The 18284-nt window shown below is 66.6% G+C and carries 17 protein-coding genes; 5 read left to right on the top strand and 12 right to left on the bottom strand.

Annotated elements, in window-relative coordinates; translation table 11 throughout:
* Positions 1-76: 76 nt before the first annotated feature.
* Positions 77-790 carry a RadC family protein gene (gene radC / locus ACVINW_RS08275; protein WP_456750835.1) on the bottom strand — a complete coding sequence of 238 codons (714 nt, stop codon included), beginning with the start codon at positions 788-790 and terminating at the stop codon, positions 77-79.
* A gap of 181 nt (positions 791-971) precedes the next feature.
* Here radC and ACVINW_RS08270 point away from each other — a divergent pair, with 181 nt between their 5' ends.
* The 3 genes from ACVINW_RS08270 (at position 972) to ACVINW_RS08260 (ending at position 3634) form a co-directional block, all read left to right on the top strand.
* A complete protein-coding gene (locus ACVINW_RS08270; protein WP_456750834.1) occupies positions 972-1691 on the top strand; it encodes a DNA-3-methyladenine glycosylase I in 720 nt (239 codons plus the stop codon).
* A 62-nt stretch (positions 1692-1753) separates the two neighbouring features.
* A complete protein-coding gene (locus tag ACVINW_RS08265) occupies positions 1754-2377 on the top strand; it encodes a TetR/AcrR family transcriptional regulator (RefSeq protein WP_456750833.1) in 624 nt (207 codons plus the stop codon).
* Positions 2378-2434: 57 nt separating this feature from the next.
* A complete protein-coding gene (locus ACVINW_RS08260; RefSeq protein WP_456750832.1) occupies positions 2435-3634 on the top strand; it encodes an MFS transporter in 1200 nt (399 codons plus the stop codon).
* 52 nt (positions 3635-3686) lie between these two features.
* Here the strand turns inward: ACVINW_RS08260 and map are convergent, their stop codons facing one another.
* Both map and ACVINW_RS08250 read right to left on the bottom strand, forming a co-directional pair.
* A complete protein-coding gene (map, locus tag ACVINW_RS08255) occupies positions 3687-4511 on the bottom strand; it encodes a type I methionyl aminopeptidase (protein ID WP_028340441.1) in 825 nt (274 codons plus the stop codon).
* Between the two features lie 168 nt (positions 4512-4679).
* A complete protein-coding gene (locus ACVINW_RS08250; protein WP_456750831.1) occupies positions 4680-5996 on the bottom strand; it encodes a mechanosensitive ion channel family protein in 1317 nt (438 codons plus the stop codon).
* Positions 5997-6398: 402 nt separating this feature from the next.
* On the opposite strand from ACVINW_RS08250, the gene ACVINW_RS08245 reads away from it, so the two are divergent.
* Positions 6399-8192, top strand: a complete 1794-nt coding sequence (locus ACVINW_RS08245; protein ID WP_456750830.1) for a potassium/proton antiporter — start codon at positions 6399-6401, stop codon at positions 8190-8192.
* 7 nt (positions 8193-8199) lie between these two features.
* Here the strand turns inward: ACVINW_RS08245 and ACVINW_RS08240 are convergent, their stop codons facing one another.
* The 6 genes from ACVINW_RS08240 to mepA form a co-directional block, all read right to left on the bottom strand.
* Complete coding sequence (locus ACVINW_RS08240) at positions 8200-9432, bottom strand: hypothetical protein (protein WP_456750829.1); 1233 nt, start codon at positions 9430-9432, stop codon at positions 8200-8202.
* A gap of 119 nt (positions 9433-9551) precedes the next feature.
* Complete coding sequence (gene modC / locus ACVINW_RS08235) at positions 9552-10223, bottom strand: molybdenum ABC transporter ATP-binding protein (protein WP_456750828.1); 672 nt, start codon at positions 10221-10223, stop codon at positions 9552-9554.
* 2 nt (positions 10224-10225) lie between these two features.
* Positions 10226-10921, bottom strand: a complete 696-nt coding sequence (gene modB / locus ACVINW_RS08230; protein ID WP_456750827.1) for a molybdate ABC transporter permease subunit — start codon at positions 10919-10921, stop codon at positions 10226-10228.
* Positions 10921-11706, bottom strand: a complete 786-nt coding sequence (modA, locus tag ACVINW_RS08225; RefSeq protein ID WP_456756340.1) for a molybdate ABC transporter substrate-binding protein — start codon at positions 11704-11706, stop codon at positions 10921-10923. The genes modB and modA overlap by 1 nt, the downstream gene beginning before the upstream one ends.
* Positions 11707-11928: 222 nt before the next feature.
* Positions 11929-12438, bottom strand: coding sequence for a hypothetical protein (locus ACVINW_RS08220; RefSeq protein WP_456750826.1), 510 nt, complete (start codon positions 12436-12438; stop codon positions 11929-11931).
* Positions 12439-12586: 148 nt separating this feature from the next.
* Positions 12587-13534: a penicillin-insensitive murein endopeptidase gene (gene mepA / locus ACVINW_RS08215; protein ID WP_456750825.1), complete on the bottom strand. Its 948-nt coding sequence runs from the start codon at positions 13532-13534 to the stop codon at positions 12587-12589.
* Positions 13535-14054: 520 nt separating this feature from the next.
* Between mepA and ACVINW_RS08210 the strand changes: the two genes are divergently transcribed.
* Entirely contained in the window at positions 14055-16259 is a 2205-nt protein-coding gene (locus ACVINW_RS08210; protein WP_456756339.1) for a putative bifunctional diguanylate cyclase/phosphodiesterase, read from the top strand.
* Positions 16260-16368: 109 nt separating this feature from the next.
* Here ACVINW_RS08210 and ACVINW_RS08205 read toward each other — a convergent pair whose 3' ends face one another.
* From ACVINW_RS08205 to ACVINW_RS08195, 3 genes are read right to left on the bottom strand one after another with little or no spacing between them, the layout of a single operon-like run.
* On the bottom strand, positions 16369-16824 hold the full coding sequence (locus tag ACVINW_RS08205) for a DUF1801 domain-containing protein (RefSeq protein WP_456750824.1): 456 nt from the start codon (positions 16822-16824) through the stop codon (positions 16369-16371).
* 34 nt (positions 16825-16858) lie between these two features.
* Complete coding sequence (locus tag ACVINW_RS08200; RefSeq protein ID WP_456750823.1) at positions 16859-17632, bottom strand: sulfite exporter TauE/SafE family protein; 774 nt, start codon at positions 17630-17632, stop codon at positions 16859-16861.
* A 13-nt stretch (positions 17633-17645) separates the two neighbouring features.
* Positions 17646-18251, bottom strand: a complete 606-nt coding sequence (locus ACVINW_RS08195) for a TetR/AcrR family transcriptional regulator (protein WP_456750822.1) — start codon at positions 18249-18251, stop codon at positions 17646-17648.
* Between the last annotated feature and the right edge of the window lie 33 nt (positions 18252-18284).

Raw genomic sequence — 18284 nt, 5'->3', positions numbered from 1 at the left:
CCGCGCTCGGACCGTTCGACATCATCGTCTCCGTGAGAGGGGCTCGGTGCAGGCAGTGTGTTTCACCGCAGCGAGATCACATCAGCCGCATCCCCTTCAGACTCGTATGCCCGTTCTTGCCGACGATGATGTGATCGTGCACGGAAATCCCGAGCGGTTTTGCGATGTCGACGATCGCTTTGGTCATCTGGATGTCGGCCTGTGACGGCGTCGGGTCGCCGGACGGGTGGTTGTGCACCAGGATCAGTGCGGTCGCGGACAATTCCAGCGCGCGCTTGATCACCTCGCGCGGATAGACCGGGGTGTGATCGACGGTGCCGGTCTGCTGCACCTCATCGGCGATCAGCTGGTTGCGCTTGTCGAGGAACAGCAGGCGGAACTGCTCCTTGTCGGCGAACGCCATGCCGGTGCGGCAATAGGCGATGACGTCGTTCCACGACGACAGCGCGATGTTGCGCCTGATCTCGCCCTTGGCGATGCGCCCCGCGGCCGCGGCCAGCAGCTTGATCTGGTTGATCGAGGCATCCTTGATGCCGTCGACTTCGCGCAGCCGCGCCACCGGCGCATGCACCACCTCGGCGAACGAGCCGAACTTCTTCAACAGCGCTTTCGCTAACGGCTTGGTGTCGCGGCGGGGGATAGCGGCGAACAGCGCCATCTCCAGCAGCTCATAGTCGGTCAGCGCGTCCGGACCCGCCGCATAGAATCGCTCGCGCAGCCGTTCGCGATGGCCGTGGTAATGCGGCGTCTCGTCGGCTTCGTCCTGGCTGGCGTCGGGCTTGGCGGGCATCGGGCACAACCATGCCGTGCCTGCCGCGATTTGCAAGGGGCGACGCAATTTCCCGGTTTGCCACAATGCGATGGGCGAATTACCGTCGGCCGCAATGTTCGGGATCGAAAAGAGCGTTTTCGAGCGAAGTGGATACCGGTTCGCGTAAAGAAAACGCGGCAAAACTAAGGGGGAGGGCGGCGTGACATCGTTCAAGGTGATCCGCGCACGCGCCGAGAAGCGCAAGGGCGGGCCGAAGGCATTGGAGAAGCTGCTGCGGCCGCCGGCCGGTGCCAAGGCGCTGGCCAAGCTCGGCGACGACCGCGTGCTGGCCGAGATGACCAAACGCGTGTTCTGCGCAGGCTTTGCCTGGAGTGTGATCGACGCCAAATGGGAGGGCTTCGAGGAGGCGTTCCTGGGCTTTGCGCCCGGCAAGCTCGCCTTCAAATCGGATGAATTCTGGGAGAAGCTGACCAGCGACGCCAGAATCGTGCGCAACGGTGCCAAGATCATGTCGGTGCGCGACAATGGCCGCTTCGTGCAGGAGATCGCGCGCGAGCACGGCAGTTTCGGCCAATTCCTGAGCGCCTGGCCATCGTCGGATGAGGTCGGATTGCTCGACCTGCTGGCGAAGCGCGGCAGCCGGCTCGGCGGCAACACCGGGCAGATGCTGCTGCGCTTCCTCGGCTGGGACGGTTTCGTCACCTCGCGCGACGTCGTCGCCTGCCTGCGCGATGCCGGCCTCGATATCGCCGAGGAGGTCAAGTCGAAGCGCGATCTCGCCAAGGTGCAGGCGCAGTTCAATGCCTGGGCGGAGGAGACCGGGCTGTCCTATCTGCATCTGTCGCGGATCTGCGCGATGTCGGTCGGCGAGAACCACACGCCGGAGGCGATCGTCGCGCGCACGCGGAGCGACTATTGATTTTTGCGCACCGCACAAAGACGTGAATTGATTTAGGGAACAATCCCTTCCTAAAAGAGGCAATGACGGCCATGGTCCAGCGCTTGCAGCAGATGGCCCGCCCACGCGGGCGGCCGCGTGAATTCGACGTGGACCAGGCGCTCGACAAGGCCATCAGGGTGTTTCGCGAACAGGGCTACAACGCTACCTCGATCGAGGACCTGACCGGCGCGATGGGGCTGGCGTCCGGCAGCATCTACAAGGCGTTCAAGGACAAGCGTGCGGTCTTCTTGGCGGCGCTCGACCGCTACATGCGGCTGCGCAACGATCAGGTTGCCTCGATTGTCCGGACGCAGGCGCCGGCGCGCGAGCGGCTGCGCGCGCTGCTCGGCTTCTATGTCGATTCGGCAAAGGGGATCGAAGGCCGGCGCGGCTGCATGATCGTCGGCAGCGCGGTCGAGCTCGCCATCGCCGACCGCGAGGTCGCCGCGCGGGTCGGCGCCACGCTGGCGCGCAACGAGGCGTTCCTGGCCGATCTGATCCGGCAGGGGCAGGCGGACAGATCGATCTCGAGCCGGGTCGATCCGGAGGATACGGCGCGGCTGATGGTCTGCCTCACGCAGGGCCTGCGCGTAGTCGGCAAATCAGGGCGCGCGCCGGCGGATACCGCTGCCGCCGTCGATATCGCGATGAAGCTGCTGGCATGACGATCCGTCGCGCTTCGTGGCTATTTAGGAAATAAACGTTCCCGAAATGGAGTCCCCATGACGACGATCACCTCCGAGGCCGGCCCGGAGCCGGATTCGGTGTCCACCTGGCTGACATTCCTGCTGGCGCTGTCCTGCGGGTTGGTTGTCGCCAACATCTACTACGCCCAGCCCCTTGCCGGGCCGATCGCAGCGGACCTCGGCCTGTCGCCGGAACATGCCGGCCTGCTCGTGACCATGACTCAGCTCGGCTACGGCGCGGGTCTTTTGTTGATCGTTCCGCTCGGCGACCTGATCGAGAATCGCCGGCTGGTCTCCACCGTGATCGCGCTCGCGGCGGTCGCGCTGGCTGCGGCTGCGCTGTCGAGGCATCCGCTGCCGTTCCTCGCCGCTGCGCTGTCGGTCGGCTTCTCGTCGGTCGCCGTGCAGATCCTGATTCCCTATGCCGGCCATCTGGCGCCCGCGCGCATCCGGGGCCAGGTTGTCGGCAATGTCACCAGCGGTCTGATGATCGGGGTGATGCTGGCGCGTCCGGCGTCAAGCTTCATCGCGTCGATCTCGTCCTGGCACATGGTCTACTGGCTCTCGGCCGCCTTGATGGTGTCGCTTACGATCCTGCTGCGATTGACGCTGCCGACGCGGGTGCCGCAAGCGCGCCTGAGCTACGGTGCACTGCTGCGCTCCATGGTGCACCTCGCCCGCAATACGCCGGTTCTGAAGCGCCGCGCGCTCTACCAGGCCAGCCTGTTTGGGGCGTTCAGCCTGTTCTGGACCACCGTGCCGCTGGTTCTTGCCGGGCCTGCTTTCCGATTCACCCAGTCGGGCATCGCGCTGTTTGCGCTGGTCGGCGCGGCCGGTGTCGTCTCGGCGCCGCTTGCGGGGCGCGTCGCGGATCGCGGCTGGACGCGTCCGGCCACGGCAGCGGCGCTGCTGCTGGCGAGTATCGGCTTCGCGCTCACCATGATCGTTGAACCGGGTTCGACCCTGTCGCTGGCGCTGTTTGTCGCCGCGGCGATCGCGATCGATTTTGGCGTGCAGGCCAATGTCGTGCTCGGCTTCCGCGCGCTGTTCGTGCTCGGCGCGGAGACGCGCAGCCGCCTCAACGGGCTTTATATGGCGACGTTCTTCCTCGCCGGTGCGCTCGGCTCGGGCATCGGAGGCTGGGCTTATGCCTCGGGTGGATGGTGGCTTGCGGCCGCAATCGGCGGCGTGCTGCCGCTCTGTGCGCTCGCTTATCTTGCAACGGAGAGCAAATAGGACTTGCGGGTCGCTGCCGCCTAAGGCGACGACCCGTTACACCTGAACCGGATCAAACCTGCACCCACGGCTTCTCGCCATGGCGCTCGGACAGCGTGAAGATCTCGACGCCGTCGGCGGTGACGCCGACCGAGTGCTCGAACTGCGCCGACAGCGAGCGGTCGCGGGTCACCGCGGTCCAGCCGTCGGACAGGATCTTCACATGCGGCTTGCCGAGATTGATCATCGGCTCGATGGTGAAGAACATGCCGGGCTTGAGCGGCGCGCCTTCGCCGGGGCGGCCGATATGGATGATGTTTGGCTCGTCGTGGAACAGGCGGCCGAGGCCGTGGCCGCAGAAGTCGCGCACCACACTCATGCCCTGCGGCTCGACGAAGCTCTGGATGGCGTGGCCGATATCGCCGGTGGTGGCGCCGGGCTTCACCGCGGCGATGCCGCGCATCATCGCCTCATAGGTCACCTCGATCAGCCGCTCGGCCTTCCGCGCGATGGCGCCGATCGCATACATCCGGCTCGAGTCGCCGTACCAGCCGTCGACGATGAAGGTGACATCGACATTGACGATGTCGCCTTCCTTCAGCGGGCGGTCGCCCGGCATGCCGTGGCAGACCACGTGATTGATCGAGGTGCAGGTCGAGTAGCGATAGCCGCGATACATCAGCGTCGCCGGATAGGCGCCGTGGTCGAAGGCGAACTTGCGGACGAACTCGTCGATGACGGAGGTCGGGATGCCCGGCTTGACGATGTCGGTGAGCGCATCGAGGCACTTCGACACCAGGGCGCCGGCCTTGCGCATGCCGGCAAAGCCGCTCGGCCCGTGCAGCTTGATCTGGCCGGTCTTGCGAAGCGAGGTGTCGGTGGCGTCGATATAGCTCATGGGCGGGATGTTTCTGCGGGCAAGGGGCTGATTTCAGGCTCTAATTTAATGATCGGCGCGCCCGGCGCAAGCCAAGCCTGGGCATGGGGACAATGTCCAAACCGGCCTGATTTCCCGGCGAATTCCGAAAAAAGGCGTCGGCCGGCCGTCCGAAAGATCGTGCAAACGCTAGCTGGTGACCTCGACCACGCTTTCGACCGGCAGCGCCCCGCCGCGGATGCGGAGTTCCCGCACCGGATAGGGGACCTTGATGCCGTCCTGCTTGAAGGCATCCCATAGCGCCAGCATGACGTCGCTCTTCACATTGTCCATGCCGTCGGGGTCGGCGATCCAGAAGGTCAAAGAGAACTTCATTCCGGCCTCGGCGAACTCGGTCAGGATGCAGTTCGGCGTCCGGCCCTTGGTGGCGCGCGGATGGGCTGCGGCGGTCGCGATCCCGAGCTTGCAGACCTGCCGCGGATTGGCATCGTAATTGGTGGCGAAGGCGATCTTCACCAGCGTGTTCTTGTCGGTGTAGGTCCAGTTGGTGACCTTCTGCGTCACCAGATCCTCGTTCGGGATCAGGAACTCGCGGCCGTCGCCGGCAGCCACCGAGATGTAGCGGGTCTTCATCGCGCTGATGCGGCCCGAATTGTCCCCGATCGTGACCAGGTCGCCGGGCTTCACCGATTTGTCGACCAGGAGGATCAGCCCGCTGACGAAGTTGGCGACGATCTTCTGCAAGCCGAGGCCGATGCCGACGCCGGCCGCACCGGTGAACACCGCAAGCGCGGACAGGTTGATGCCGACCGCGCCGAGCGCGATCACGATCGCCAGCACCATCAGCCCGATGCGGATGATCTTGACCAGCAGCACCTGGATCGACGGTGTCAGGTCGGTGGCGCGGTTGATCCGGCTCTCGGCGAAATTGCCGGCGAGGTTGGTCAGCCACAGCGCCACGATCAGGAGCGCGCCGGCCTTGAGCAGCAATAGCGGGGTCAGGCGGAGGCCACCGACCACCACCGCGTAGGAGTCCAGCATGTCGGCCGCCCAATCGAGCTGGCCGATGATGCTGAGCGCCGCCACCACCCAGGCCGAGATCGACACCGTCTTCACGATGAAGGCGTTGTCGATCACCGAGGTGACGAGCCGGATCACCAGCCAGGCCAGCGCCAGCTTGGCGGAGACCGCGATCAGGTAGCTGCGGCTCGGCCAGGTGGCGTGCCACATCACGATGCGCGAGATCACCATCAGTACCGCGAACACAGCGGTGGAGGCGCTCGCCACCACCACGCGGACGAAATGCCGGAGCGGCAGCGGCCAGCGCATCGCCAGCGACGCCATGTTGACCCGTGCATGGATCGCGGTATCGGCGGCGTAGGCGAGGCCCGCGGCGGCGAGGATGATGCCGAATTGCAGATAGAACCAGGGCGAGGCGACCTCGGCGCCGACCGAGCGCGCCGCCAATTGAATCGATTCCAGGACGTCCTTCCAGCTCATGTCCATCGGCAAAGTCTCAACTTGAGGCGCGGGTCAGGCAAATGTGATTCGAGGCTGCGCGCAGAATCCCACATCGGCGCGCACGCGACCATCGATACACCACAGTGTCGGGGCGACCTAGTGTTGTGTCTCTCTCACGGTCCATCCGTCATTCCGGGGCGCGACGGAGTCGCGAACCCGGAATCTAGAGGTCGTGGATCGAGATTCCCCGGTGCGCAATTGCGCACCTGAGGTTCTCGCTTCACGAGCCCCGGAATGACACCGACTGAATCGCAAACACCGGGAGCTCACGGGATCGGGCACATTGCCGCTCATGGCAGAAATCGGTTGGCGTCCCAGTGTGGCGACGATAAGGATGCAATTGCAAGTATTTGAGACCTCCCAAGTCCTTGAGACCTCCAAAGGCGCATGGCATCCCTCGACTCTGTCAGTATAGCGATCCTGCTCGGCGCCGTGCTGGTGATGGCTGGCATCCTCTCGAGCCTGCTGGCGTTGCGGTTCGGCGCCCCCCTGCTACTGGTGTTCTTGCTGGTCGGCATGCTGGCGGGCGACGCCGGGCCCGGCCACCTCCAGTTCGACGACGTCCGCACCACCTATCTGGTCGGCTCGGTGGCGCTGGCGCTGATCCTGTTCGACGGCGGACTGAAGACGCGGTTTGCCAGCATCCGCACCGTGCTGGCGCCCTCGATGATGCTGGCGACCACCGGCGTGCTGTTGACCGCGCTGATCACGGCGCCAGTCGCCCGCTATGTGCTCGACCTCAACTGGACCGAGTCGCTCCTGGTCGGCGCCGTCGTGGCCTCGACCGATGCCGCGGCGGTGTTCCTGCTGGTGCATACCCAGGGCCTGCGCCTGCGCCCGCGCGTCGGCGCCACGCTGGAGGCGGAGTCCGGCACCAACGATCCGTTCGCGATCTTCCTCACCTTGATGCTGGTCGAGTTCATCTCGATCGGCCAGAGCTCGGCCTCGCATATCGCACTGGAGTTCATCCAGGAGGCGGTGCTGGGCGCCATCATCGGGGTGATCGGCGGCCGGCTGGTGGTGATTGCGCTGAATTACGTGGCGCTGCCGCAGGGGCTGCATGCGCCGTTCGTCACCACAGCCGCGCTGGTGATCTTTGGCGGCTCGCAGATCGTGCATGCCTCGGGGTTCCTCGCGGTCTATCTCGCCGGTATCATCATCGGCAACCGGCCGACCCGCGCCCATAATTCGGTGGTGACGTTCCTCGACGCCGCGACCTGGCTGGCGCAGATCGTGATGTTCGTGCTGCTCGGCCTCTTGGTCTCGCCGCATCGGCTGCTCTCCAGCGCCGGCGGCGCGGTGCTGGTCGCGTTCGCGCTGATGCTGGTGGCGCGGCCGCTGGCGGTGCTGATTTGCCTCGCGCCGTTCAAGTTCAACTGGCGGGAGAAGGTCTTCATCGCCTGGACCGGCTTGCGCGGCGCGGTCGCGATCTTCCTCGCCTCGATCCCGATGCTGGTCGGCCTGTCGAAGGCCTATCTCTATTTCGACGTCGCCTTCGTCGTCGTCATCATCTCGCTGCTGTTGCAGGGCTGGACGCTGGCGCCGGCGGCGCGGAAGCTGCATGTCGCGCTGCCGCGCACCGAGCGCGGCCCGCGCCGCGTCGAGCTCGATCTGCCCGGCCAGCTCGAGCAACAGCTGGTCGGCTATCCGGTACGGCCGAAGAGCCTGTATTTCCGCCGCGGCCTGATCCCGTCCTGGTCGAAGCCGACCCTGGTGATCCGCGACGAGCGGATACTGACGCCTGTCGAAGCCGATCCGGTCGCGCCCGGCGACTATATCTACCTGCTGGCGCCGCCGGAGCGCGCCGAGGCGCTCGATCGCTTCTTCGTCGATATGGCGCCGTCGAGCGCGCCCGATCCGCATCTGCTCGGTGACTTCATGGTGTCGGCGGAGCATACGCTGGGCGAGCTCGCCGAGATCTACGGCGTCAAGGTCGACGAGCAGCAGGCCAAGCTGACGCTGGCGGACTATTTCGACATCAATCTCGACCGCGCGCCGAAGGAAGGCGCCGAGCTTGCGCTCGATGAGATCGTGCTGGTGGCGCGCAGCATCAGCGGCGGCCGCGTCAATGTCGTCGGCCTGCGCCTGCCCGAGGAAGAGGAGAAGGTCGCGCCGCAAACGCGGATGCAGATCGTGCGGCGCAAGCTCGCCGATATCTGGGCGTCGGTGGCGGGGGTCTGAGCCGGCCTCACTGCTTGCGCAGGAAGTTCGAATCCGGGGCGAATTTCTTGATCATGTCGGACAGGCCGTCGTCGGGCGGGCCGGGGTCCTTCGCAGCCGGCTCGTCCTTGAACTTCTTCTGGCCGGAGATCTCGGCCAGCGCCGCGAGCAGCGTTTCGTCGAGATTGTCGGATGCTGTCTTGGCAGGTTCCATCTTGGCAGGCGCCGTGTTGGCGGGCGGAGGTGGCGCCGGCGGCGGTGACGCCGTGGTAGCGGGCTTCGGCGGGGAGGGGATCTCGGGCTCGGGCTTCGCCGACGGCATTGGCACCGGTGGAGGCTTGGATGCGTCCGCCCGCCGGGCTGCGGCCTCGCTGACGGCCGCGATCAGCGATGCTTCGAGGTCAGCGGGAGTTTCAGGCGGCATTGGCGGCGGTGCAGCCGGTATCGGCAGTGGCACGGCGGACACCGGCGGCGATGGCGCGTCCGGCTTCACGTCCCGGGCTGCGCGCCCGAACAGCGGTTCGCGCTGGCTCGCCGTCGCCGGACGGCTGTCGGTGGCCTTGCCGGGCTCCTTGTTCGATTCCCTGGCCGACTTGAAGAGACCGGCGCGTTCGGCGGCAACCCTGGCGGAAGCCTCCTCGACCGCACCGAGCAGGGACGCTTCCAGCGCATCGGCGGGATTGCCCGGCGGAGTCGCCGGCCTGGCGGCGGGGGCGGCCGCCGGCTTTGGCTCGGGCCGCTCCGGCCGCGGTGCTTCGACCGGCGCGGGCGGAGGAGCCGTCTGGCCGTCGCGAGCGCGCGCGATGATGCCGTCGACGATCGCTCCGAGGCGGCTCTTGTCGGGGGCGGCGAGATAGCTGGCGGCCAGCTCATCGACATATTGCGGGCCGTAATCGGCGAGCACCCTGGCGAGCTGGGCCAGATCGGGGTCGCTCTCGACCAGCCGGCGCCAGGTCTGCCGGTCGTAGGGCGCGTCCCCCTTATTGTCGGGCCAGGCCACCCGGCGCGGTTGGCGCTGGGGTCCGGTGTCCTGGCCGGTGACGGGGTCGAAGGTCGGCGGCTGCAGCCCGGCGCTGAGGCGGGGCGGGGTAAATCCGCCGGCGCCGGCCGGCACCGGGTCGTCGGCCTCGCGCCGGCGCCGCTCGGCGACCTGGAGCGAGATCAGGCCAACGCCCATCAGCAGGAAGCCGAGCGCAGCCCACGAAATCGTGGCGCACAACAGTCCGCCGATCAGCAGCAATACCCAGCCAGTCAGTCGCACGATGCACCTTTCCCCACGCCCGATCGGGAGGTCCCGACGTGGGCCTAGCAGGCAAGATGGGCTATCTTATGCCGACTTTCGGAAAAACGGCCAGCTGAGCCTTTTCGAGCGGAGTGGGCCTAGGCGCCCGACGTCAACACCTTGACACCGCCGAATGCGGTCACCTGACCCCGGCGCAGCATCACGATCTGGGTGGCGAGCTGGCGCAACTCGGCGGCGTCGTGGCTGACATAGACCATGGGCACGCCGGCCTCGTCGCGCAGCCGGACCAGATAGGGCAGGATCTCGAGCTTGCGGCTTTCGTCGAGCGCGCCCAGCGGCTCGTCCAGCAGCAACAGCCGCGGTTTGGACAGCAGCGCCCGGCCGAGCGCGACGCGCTGCCGCTCGCCGCCGGAGAGCTTGCCGGGACGGCGGTCGAGCAGGGCGCCGATGTCGAGCAGATCGACGACGCGCTTGTGCTGCGCGCGATCCTCGATGAGGCCGTTCATGCGGCGGCCGTATTCGAGGTTCTGGCGGATATCGAGATGCGGAAACAGCCGCGCGTCCTGGAACACGTAGCCGATCCGGCGGCGCCAGGTCGGGACGTGGATGCTGGCGGCGGTATCGTCGACGGTCTCGCCATCGATCACGATGGTGCCGCGATCGGGGCGCACCAGCCCTGCGATGGTGTTGATCAGCGAGGTCTTGCCGGAGCCGGACGCGCCGAACAGGCCGGTGACGCGGCCCTCGCTGGTGAACGATGCCGCGAGCGAGAACTCGCCGAGCTGCTTTTTGATGTCGACGCGCAGCATCGCTATTGCCCATGCAGCCGTGCGGTGGCGCGGCGTGCGAACACTTCCGCGGCGATCAGTGCGCCGACCGCGAGCACGATCGAGATGATCACGAGCCGCGCCGCGGCCGTGTCGCCGTCCGGCGTCTGGATCAGCGAATAGATCGCCGACGAGATGGTCTGGGTCTCGCCGGGGATGTTGGAGACGAAGGTGATGGTGGCACCGAACTCGCCGATCGCCTTGGCAAAGCCGAGCACCATGCCGGCCAGCACGCCCGGCAGCGCCAGCGGCAGCGTCACCGTCGCGAACACCCGCCAGGGGGCGGCGCCGAGCGTCTCGGCCGCCTGCTCGAGGCGGCGGTCGACCGCTTCGATCGAGAGCCGGATCGGCCGTACCAGCAGCGGAAACGACATCACGCCGCAGGCGAGCGCCGCACCGGTCCAGCGGAATGCGAACACGATGCCGAGATGATCGGCGAGCCAGCCGCCGACCAGCCCGCGCTTGCCGAAGGTCAAAAGCAGCAGATAGCCGGTGACGACCGGCGGCAGCACCAGCGGCAGATGCACGGCGGCATCGAGCAGCGACTTGCCCCAGAAATCGCGCCGCGCCAGCAGCCAGGCGAGCGCGATCCCGAACGGGGTCGCCACCAGCGTTGCAATGACCGCGACCCGCAGCGACAGCAGGATCGCCGTCCATTCGGTCGGCGAGATCTCGAACATCAGGTCGTCGGGCTGACCAGGAACTTGAAGCCGTACTTCTCGAGGATCGTCTTCGCCGCGGACGAGCGCAGGAAGGCGAGATACTCTGATGTCTCAGGCTTGGCTGTCGTGGTCGCCGCGACCGGATAGATGATGGCGGGATGGGTGTCGGCCGGGAAGGTGCCGACGATCTTGACTCCGGGCTCGACCTTGGCGTCGGTCGAATAGACGATGCCGAGCACGGCCTCGCCGCGCGCCACCAGTGTCAATGCCGCGCGCACGCTCTCGGCCATCGCGAATTTCGGCTCCGCCGCCTGCCAGGCACCGAGCTTCTCGAGCGCCGCCTTGGCGTATTTGCCGACCGGCACCGCCTTGACGTCGCCGGTTGCGATCTTGCCGTCGCCGGCGAGCTTGGCGAGATCGAACCCCGGGCCGATGTTGACACTGCCGATCATGGAATCCTTCGGCGCGATCAGCACGATCGAGTTGCCGAGCAGGTTGACCCGGGTCGGCTCGTTGATGGTCTTCTGCTTGATCGCATAGTCCATCCAATCGGTGTCGGCGGACACGAAGACGTCAGCCGGCGCGCCCTGCTCGATCTGTTTTGCCAGTGCCGAGCTCGCGGCATAGCTGGCGCTGATCTTGACGCCGGTCTTGGCGGTGTAGGCTGCATCGATGTCGTCGAGCGCGTTCTTCATCGAGGCCGCGGCGAACACGGTGAGCGTCTTGTCCTCGGCCTTCGCGGGCGACTGGATCGCGCCGAGCAGGATGATGAAGGCAGTGAGAAGTCCGGCGAGCCTTGAAATTGCAAGCCTTGAAACTGAAAGTCGTGACATGGAAAGCGCTCCGAGCAAATTCGCGCGCGAACATGCACGCGCAAATCAGGCGTTGAGTGGGGTCTGGCCTGCGACGGACGGAAGCGCTGTTCCGCTGGTCCCCGACGGACTTACGGTCCTCGGGGATATCGCACTGCAAACATAGCAGGCCGGGGCTTACGGTAAAGGCGACTGTTTGTCTAACCGATCCTGCTATTGATCCGCCGGCTGGATCGCGATCGACAGCGAATTCTCCTTTGCACCGCTGACCTGCAGCACGAAGGGGCTGGCGGCGAGGTCGTACTTCATGGTCTTGCGGATGCCGTCGCAATCGGTCGCGCCGCTGAACGCCTTCGGCTTCAGGAAATGGCCGTCCTGCACCAGGTCGACCCAGGCGCCGGCCGAGAGGCTGACGGTATAGAGCCCGGCCTTCGGCGCAGCCTTGAAGCTGGTGAACCCGGCGAAGGTGCCGTCCTTCGGCGCGCGCTCCGGCGGCGACGGCAATTTGGCATCGGCGGGCGCAACCAGCGCCAGCGTGATGGCGGTCGACGGCAATGCGGTCTGCTCGCTGCCCGAGGCAAGCCTGGCACGATCGGGCGCGGTAAGCGCTGTGCGGGCGCGGTCGATCGACCATTTGAACTTGTCGCAGCCGCTCGGCTCCTCCGCGGCGAAAGCGGGAACTGAGACGAGCAGCAGCGATGCGGCGAGGAGCGATGTGCGCATGTCTGGTCCAATGCAATTGTGGCGGATGATAGTGATCAGTGGCCCCGATCGATCGCTCGCGCGCGCTTACGGCGCGCCGACGTCAGATCATAGCGCAGTTCGCGCCGGCCGGCATAGCCGCCTGACGAAGATGTTATTGCCTTGGATGTTATGGTTTGGCGTCTGGTGCATTGAGCACCGTCTTGCAGGCCGCCGGCATCTGCGCCAGCGTCATCGGCGGGCGCGGTTTCGGCGGCTTCGGCGGCGGCTTCGGATGCAGCACCGAATCCTTGAACCAGAACGCGAGATCGGACGGCTTGCAGCCTTCGCCTTCCGCTTGCGGTTTCTGTGCCTCGCAGGCCGGGCTGCCGGGCGGACAGCGCATGCGGATGTGGAAGTGGTAGTCGTGGCCCCACCACGGCCGGATCTTCGACAGCCAGCTGCGGTCGCCCTTGGCCTCGCGGCACAGTGCCTTCTTGATCGCCGGGTTGACGAAGATGCGCTGCACCGCCGGCTCCCGCGCGGCGTCGCGGAGAACCAGCACATGACCCGGTGTGAAGACACGCGGATCGACATCGAGACGGTCATCTCGCACCATCATCACCGCCGACATCTCCTCGCGGTCCTCGCGCGACAGTTTGCGATCCGGCATCGGCGTCAGCCAGATGTCGGCGTCGAGCCCGATCTGGTGACTGGCATGACCGGACAGGGCCGGGCCGCCGCGCGGCTGGCCGATATCGCCGACCAGGATGCCGGGCCAGCCGGCGTCCCTGTGCGCGTTGGCCGCAAGCCGCTTCAACAGCGCGATCATGTCGGGGTGACCCCAGTAGCGGTTGCGCGACAGGCGCATCACCTGCCAGGTATCGCCGTTGAGCGGCATCTGCGCCGCGCCGGCGAGACAGCCCTTGGTGTAACCGCCGATCGATTGCGTCGGCATCGCCGCCGGCAGCACCTTGCGCGCGAACAGCTGCTTCGCCCCGATCTTTGGATCGTTGGGGTTAGCGAGCGGCGGCAATGGCTGCGGATTGAGCGAGCCCTTGTCCTGCGCCCGCGCGGAGACGGTGCAGGCGGCGAGGGCTAGGATCAGGAGCGGGATCAGACGCAGGCGGGGTGTCATTCGGATCACTCTGTCCGGGCAAGGCTAACATGGATTCGCGCGCGACGAACCGCGCGCTCATCCCAATTGCTTGATCGCCCACAGGGCGGATTGCCGCCGCGATTGCTGCGTCGACACTGGCACTCTCTCCGGCGCGCGCCGACGTCGCCGTTCACATCGATAAATCGTCCCAGCATCGAGATCACCAACTAGCTCGTCGCGCCTTTACCTCGCGATAACCCTGTCCCACGCTGGCAAACATTGATGCGCGTCCGCGCATTCGTTGTGCAGTCCCGCGCCGGTTTACGCTTCCTTCACCACGCTCCGGCGCTTCCACGCAGCAAATCGGCGCAGCTTGCCGCCTGCACGGCCGTGGCAAGGCGCGCGATACGCGGATTCGCCTGCAAAGCAGGCATGACCGGCGATTCTCATCCAGCGCGGCTCTTCGCCAAGAGACCGCCAAGGGATGGCCAAGAGATACCAATTTTTCAGAGACTTATCGCAGAAATGCCGCCGAACTGGAATGCGCGTGGGGCGTGCGATGCCGATGATGCGGCCGAAGAAGATCAAGAAACCAAAACAGGCCAGATTGTCAGGCCCGCCGGGCCGCCGGCCCAAGCCGATGCTGAGAGTGTCGGGCAGTTCGCGCCGCGCCGCTGCCGAGATCGGTGAGCTGGTGCGCCAGCGCGCGCAGGCCGAGGCCGCGATCGCCGACGCGCGCAAGTCCAATGCGCGGCTGCGCGAGGCGGTCGACATCCTGCCGCAAGGCATCGTGTTCCTGGACTCCGAAGGCCGCTATCTGCTCTGGAACAAGAAATACGCGGAAATCTACAAGCGCAGCTCCGACCTGTTCGAGCACGGTGCGCGTCTCGAGGATACCATCCGCGTCGGCGTCGCGCGCGGCGACTATCCCGAGGCCATCGGGCGCGAGGAAGAGTGGATCGCCGAACGGCTCAGGAAGATGTACCAGCCGGGCGAGCGGCACGAGCAGGTGCTGGCCGATGGCCGCGTGGTGCTGATCGAGGAGCGCTTGACCTCGGATGGCGGCATCGTCGGGCTGCGCGTCGACATCACCGAGCTGAAGCAGCGCGAGGCCTCGTTCCGCCTGCTGTTCGACGGCAATCCGGTGCCGATGATCCTGTGCGCGCTCGATGGCGAGCGGATCCTTGCGGTCAACGACGCCGCGATCGCGCATTATGGTTATGTGCGTGCCGAATTCGAGAAGATGACGATCAGGAGCCTGCAGGCGTTCGATGCCGAGCTGCCCTGGGCCGCCGGCCGCAGCAGCGACGAGCAGGCCGCGCGGACTTGGAAGCACGTGCGTGCCGACGGCACGCTGATCGATCTGGCGATCTATTCGCGCCAGCTGATGCATGGCGATCAGCCGGCGATGCTGCTGGCGCTGATGGACATCACCGAGCGCAAGCGCGCCGAGGCGCGGCTCGCCTTCATGGCCCAGCACGACAGCCTGACCGGCCTGCCGAACCGCAATCTGCTGCGCCAGCAGATGGAGGACATGCTGCAGCACACCCGCCGCTCGACCGACAAGGTCGCGGTGCTGATGCTCGGCCTCGACAATTTCAAGGCGGTCAACGACACGCTCGGCCACGGCATCGGCGACAAGCTGCTGCGCGCCGTCGCCAAGCGGCTGCGCTCGACGCTGCGCGAGGAAGACGCGCTGGCCCGCCTCAACTCCGATGAGTTCACCATCGTGCAGGGCGGCGTGATGCGTCCCGAGGACGCCGTGCTGCTGGCGCGGCGGATTCTCGATGCGATCGGCGAGCCCTATCTGCTCGATGGGCATTCGGTGGTGGTCGGTGCCAGCATCGGGATTGCGATGTCGCCCGGCGACGGCGAGGATTCCGAAAAGCTGCTGAAGAGTGCCGACATGGCCCTGTCGCGCGCGAAGAGCGAATTCCGCGGCACCTTCTCGTTCTTCGAGGCGGAGATGGATGCGCGGGCGCAGAGCCGCCGCAAGATCGAGATCGATCTGCGCGATGCGATCCAGAACGAAGGCCTGCAACCCTATTACCAGCCGCTGGTCGATCTTGCGAGCGGGCGCATCACCGGCTTCGAGGCGCTGGTGCGCTGGCCGCATCCGGAGCGCGGCATGATCTCGCCGGGCGAATTCATCCCGGTGGCCGAGGAGACCGGCCTGATCAATCCACTGGGTTCGCTGATGCTGCATCGCGCCTGCATGGACGCGGCGCAATGGCCCGATGACGTGCGCGTCGCGGTCAATCTGTCGCCGCTGCAATTCCGCACCGGCAATCTGCTGGCGCTGGTCACCGACGCGCTGCGGCAATCCGGCCTGCCGGCGCGGCGGCTCGAGCTCGAGATCACCGAGACGCTACTGCTCGAGAAGAGCAGCCAGGTGCTGGCGACGCTGCATGCGCTGCGCGCGCTCGGGGTGCGGATGTCGATGGACGATTTCGGCACCGGCTATTCGAGCCTCAGCTATCTGCGCAGCTTCCCGTTCGACAAGATCAAGATCGACCAGTCCTTCGTGCGCGACCTCGGCGCCAACCCGGACGCGCAGGCGATCGTGCGCTCGATCGTCAGCCTCGGCGTCGGGCTCGGCGTCACCATCACCGCCGAGGGCGTCGAGACCGAGGCGGAGCTGAGCTGCCTGCGCGCCGAAGGTTGCCACGAGGGCCAGGGCTTTCTGTTCAGCCGCGCGCGGCCGAATGGCGAGGTCATCAGTCTCTTGAAGGCGCAGCGGGTGGCGACGGCGCTGGTGGCGTAGGAATCACGGCGCAATCACCGTCATTGCGAGGAGCGAAGCGACGAAGCAATCCATCGTCCCGCATACGCGGAAGCATGGATTGCTTCGCTTCGCTCGCAATGACGGTGGACTAGCTGGCCGCGCCGGCCTTGCGCCGCAAATGATAGGTCAGCGCCAACCCGACGCAGTGGCGCAGCTCGGCCTCCGGCAGCTTGCCGGCGACATCGAGCAGGATGGCGCGGTTGCCGCTGTAGCTCAGCTCGGGATAGAGCTCGCGGAAGGTCTCGACCAGATTGGTCTGGCAGTGGAAGTAGACCGCGACCTGGTCGGTCGCAGGTTTCACCTGATCGATCCGGATCGTGCTGCCGCTGCCGGTCTCCGGCGTCAGATAGCTCGGCTGCCCCCATTTCAGCGTCTCTTGCAGCGCGCCGACGCCCTTGGTCGCCTTCGCGGTCTCGAAGATCAGCCGCCGCAGCGCCAGCAGCCTGGTCTTGACGGGGGCAGGGTAGGCGTCGAACAGCGCATCCGCCGATCTTGCCGTCGGTCGTCGTGTCGCCTTGCTGGGCGATCTTGCCGGCTTGCGCATCGCGGGCTCCGCGGGGAGGACGTGTCGCGTCTGTCTACCACAACGCCTTGAAGGTCAGATAGACCGCCATCAACGACACGAAGAAGATCATGGCGCTGCGCAGCCGCGCGCGATCGATGCGGTTGGCGGCGCGGGCGCCGAGATCGGTGCCGGCGAGCAGGCCTGCGGTCACGCCTGCCAGCACCGGCCAGGATGCGAGCGCGCCCTCGTTCCAATAAATCCAGGCCGACGGGATCGTGGTCGGGATCAGCGACATCACGAGGCTCGCCATTTGCGCTTGGTGCTGCGGCACGGCGAGCACGGCGCTCAGTCCGACCACGGTCGCCAGTCCGCCGCCGATGCCGAGAAAGCCCGACGACAGGCCCGCCAGCAGCCCGACGATGAGCAACGCCGGCGAGGATATGTCGCGCCCGGCGCCGTCGGGCTCCTTCTGGTCGTTTCCGCCGCGCAGGATCAGCATCGCGTCGAGCGCGACGAGATAAGCCACGTAAGTCCAGCGCAGCGCGGGCTCGGCGACATGGTTGGCGGCGAGCGCACCGGCCGCGCCGCCGGCGACGAAGCCGACAGTCAGCAGAACGATCCAGAGCAGCGGCGTGCGGTTGCCGCTCTGCCGATAGCGCCTGATGCCGGTGAGGCTGGTCGGCGGCACCTGTGCGACCAGCGAGATGCCCTGCGCGACGTGCTGGCCGGCGCCGAGCAGCAACACCGAGAACACCACCAGTCCGCCGCCGGGGCTGACGCCGAGCAGGCCTGCGGTCAGGCCGCCGGCAAAGCCGGTGACGATGCCGAGCAGGAGGTCGTGGATCATCGCCGCGTCCCCGTCAGCGCTTGGCGGCAAGGCCGGCGAGGAAGATGTCGAAGGCGTGCATGGCCTCCGCGGTCGAGACGGTCTCGCCCCACAACCGTTGCAGCACGATGCCCTGGAACATCGCGACCATCGCCCGTGCCGCGCCGCGCGGCTGCACATTGCGGTCGATCGCGCCGCTCTTCTGGCCGCGCCGCAGCAGGTCCACGATCATGGCGATCGGCTGGCGGATGCCGCTCGTCACCTGGTCGCGCACCACGTCGTCGCGCAGCGCCTCCGCCCAGAGCTGCAAGGCGACGCGGCGGGCGCGCAGGCCTTCCTCCTTCTGCAAATCGCCGAGAAAGCCGCGGGCGATCGCCCGCAGGCTCTGCAACACGTCGTCCGATTGGTCCTTCACCGCGAGCAGCGCGCTGTCGCGGCCATGGCGGCTTTCGCCGATCGCCTGGATCAGTTCCTCCTTGCCGGCAAAATGCCCGTAGATGCAGCCGGCGCTGAGCCCGGACTGCTTGATCACGTCCTGGATCGTGGTCTGGTGAAATCCCTGGCGCGCAAAGCAGATCTCCGCGGCCTGCAATATCTCCTCGCGGCGGATCGCAAGTGTTTCGGGCTTCACCTTCGGCATGGTCGGTCCTTGTGTTCGCCGCCACGCGGTGGC

The sequence above is a fragment of the Bradyrhizobium sp. USDA 4461 genome, from assembly GCF_054055655.1.
Note: the sequence above shows the minus strand (reverse complement) of the source record. Positions and strands in the feature narration are given on the sequence as shown.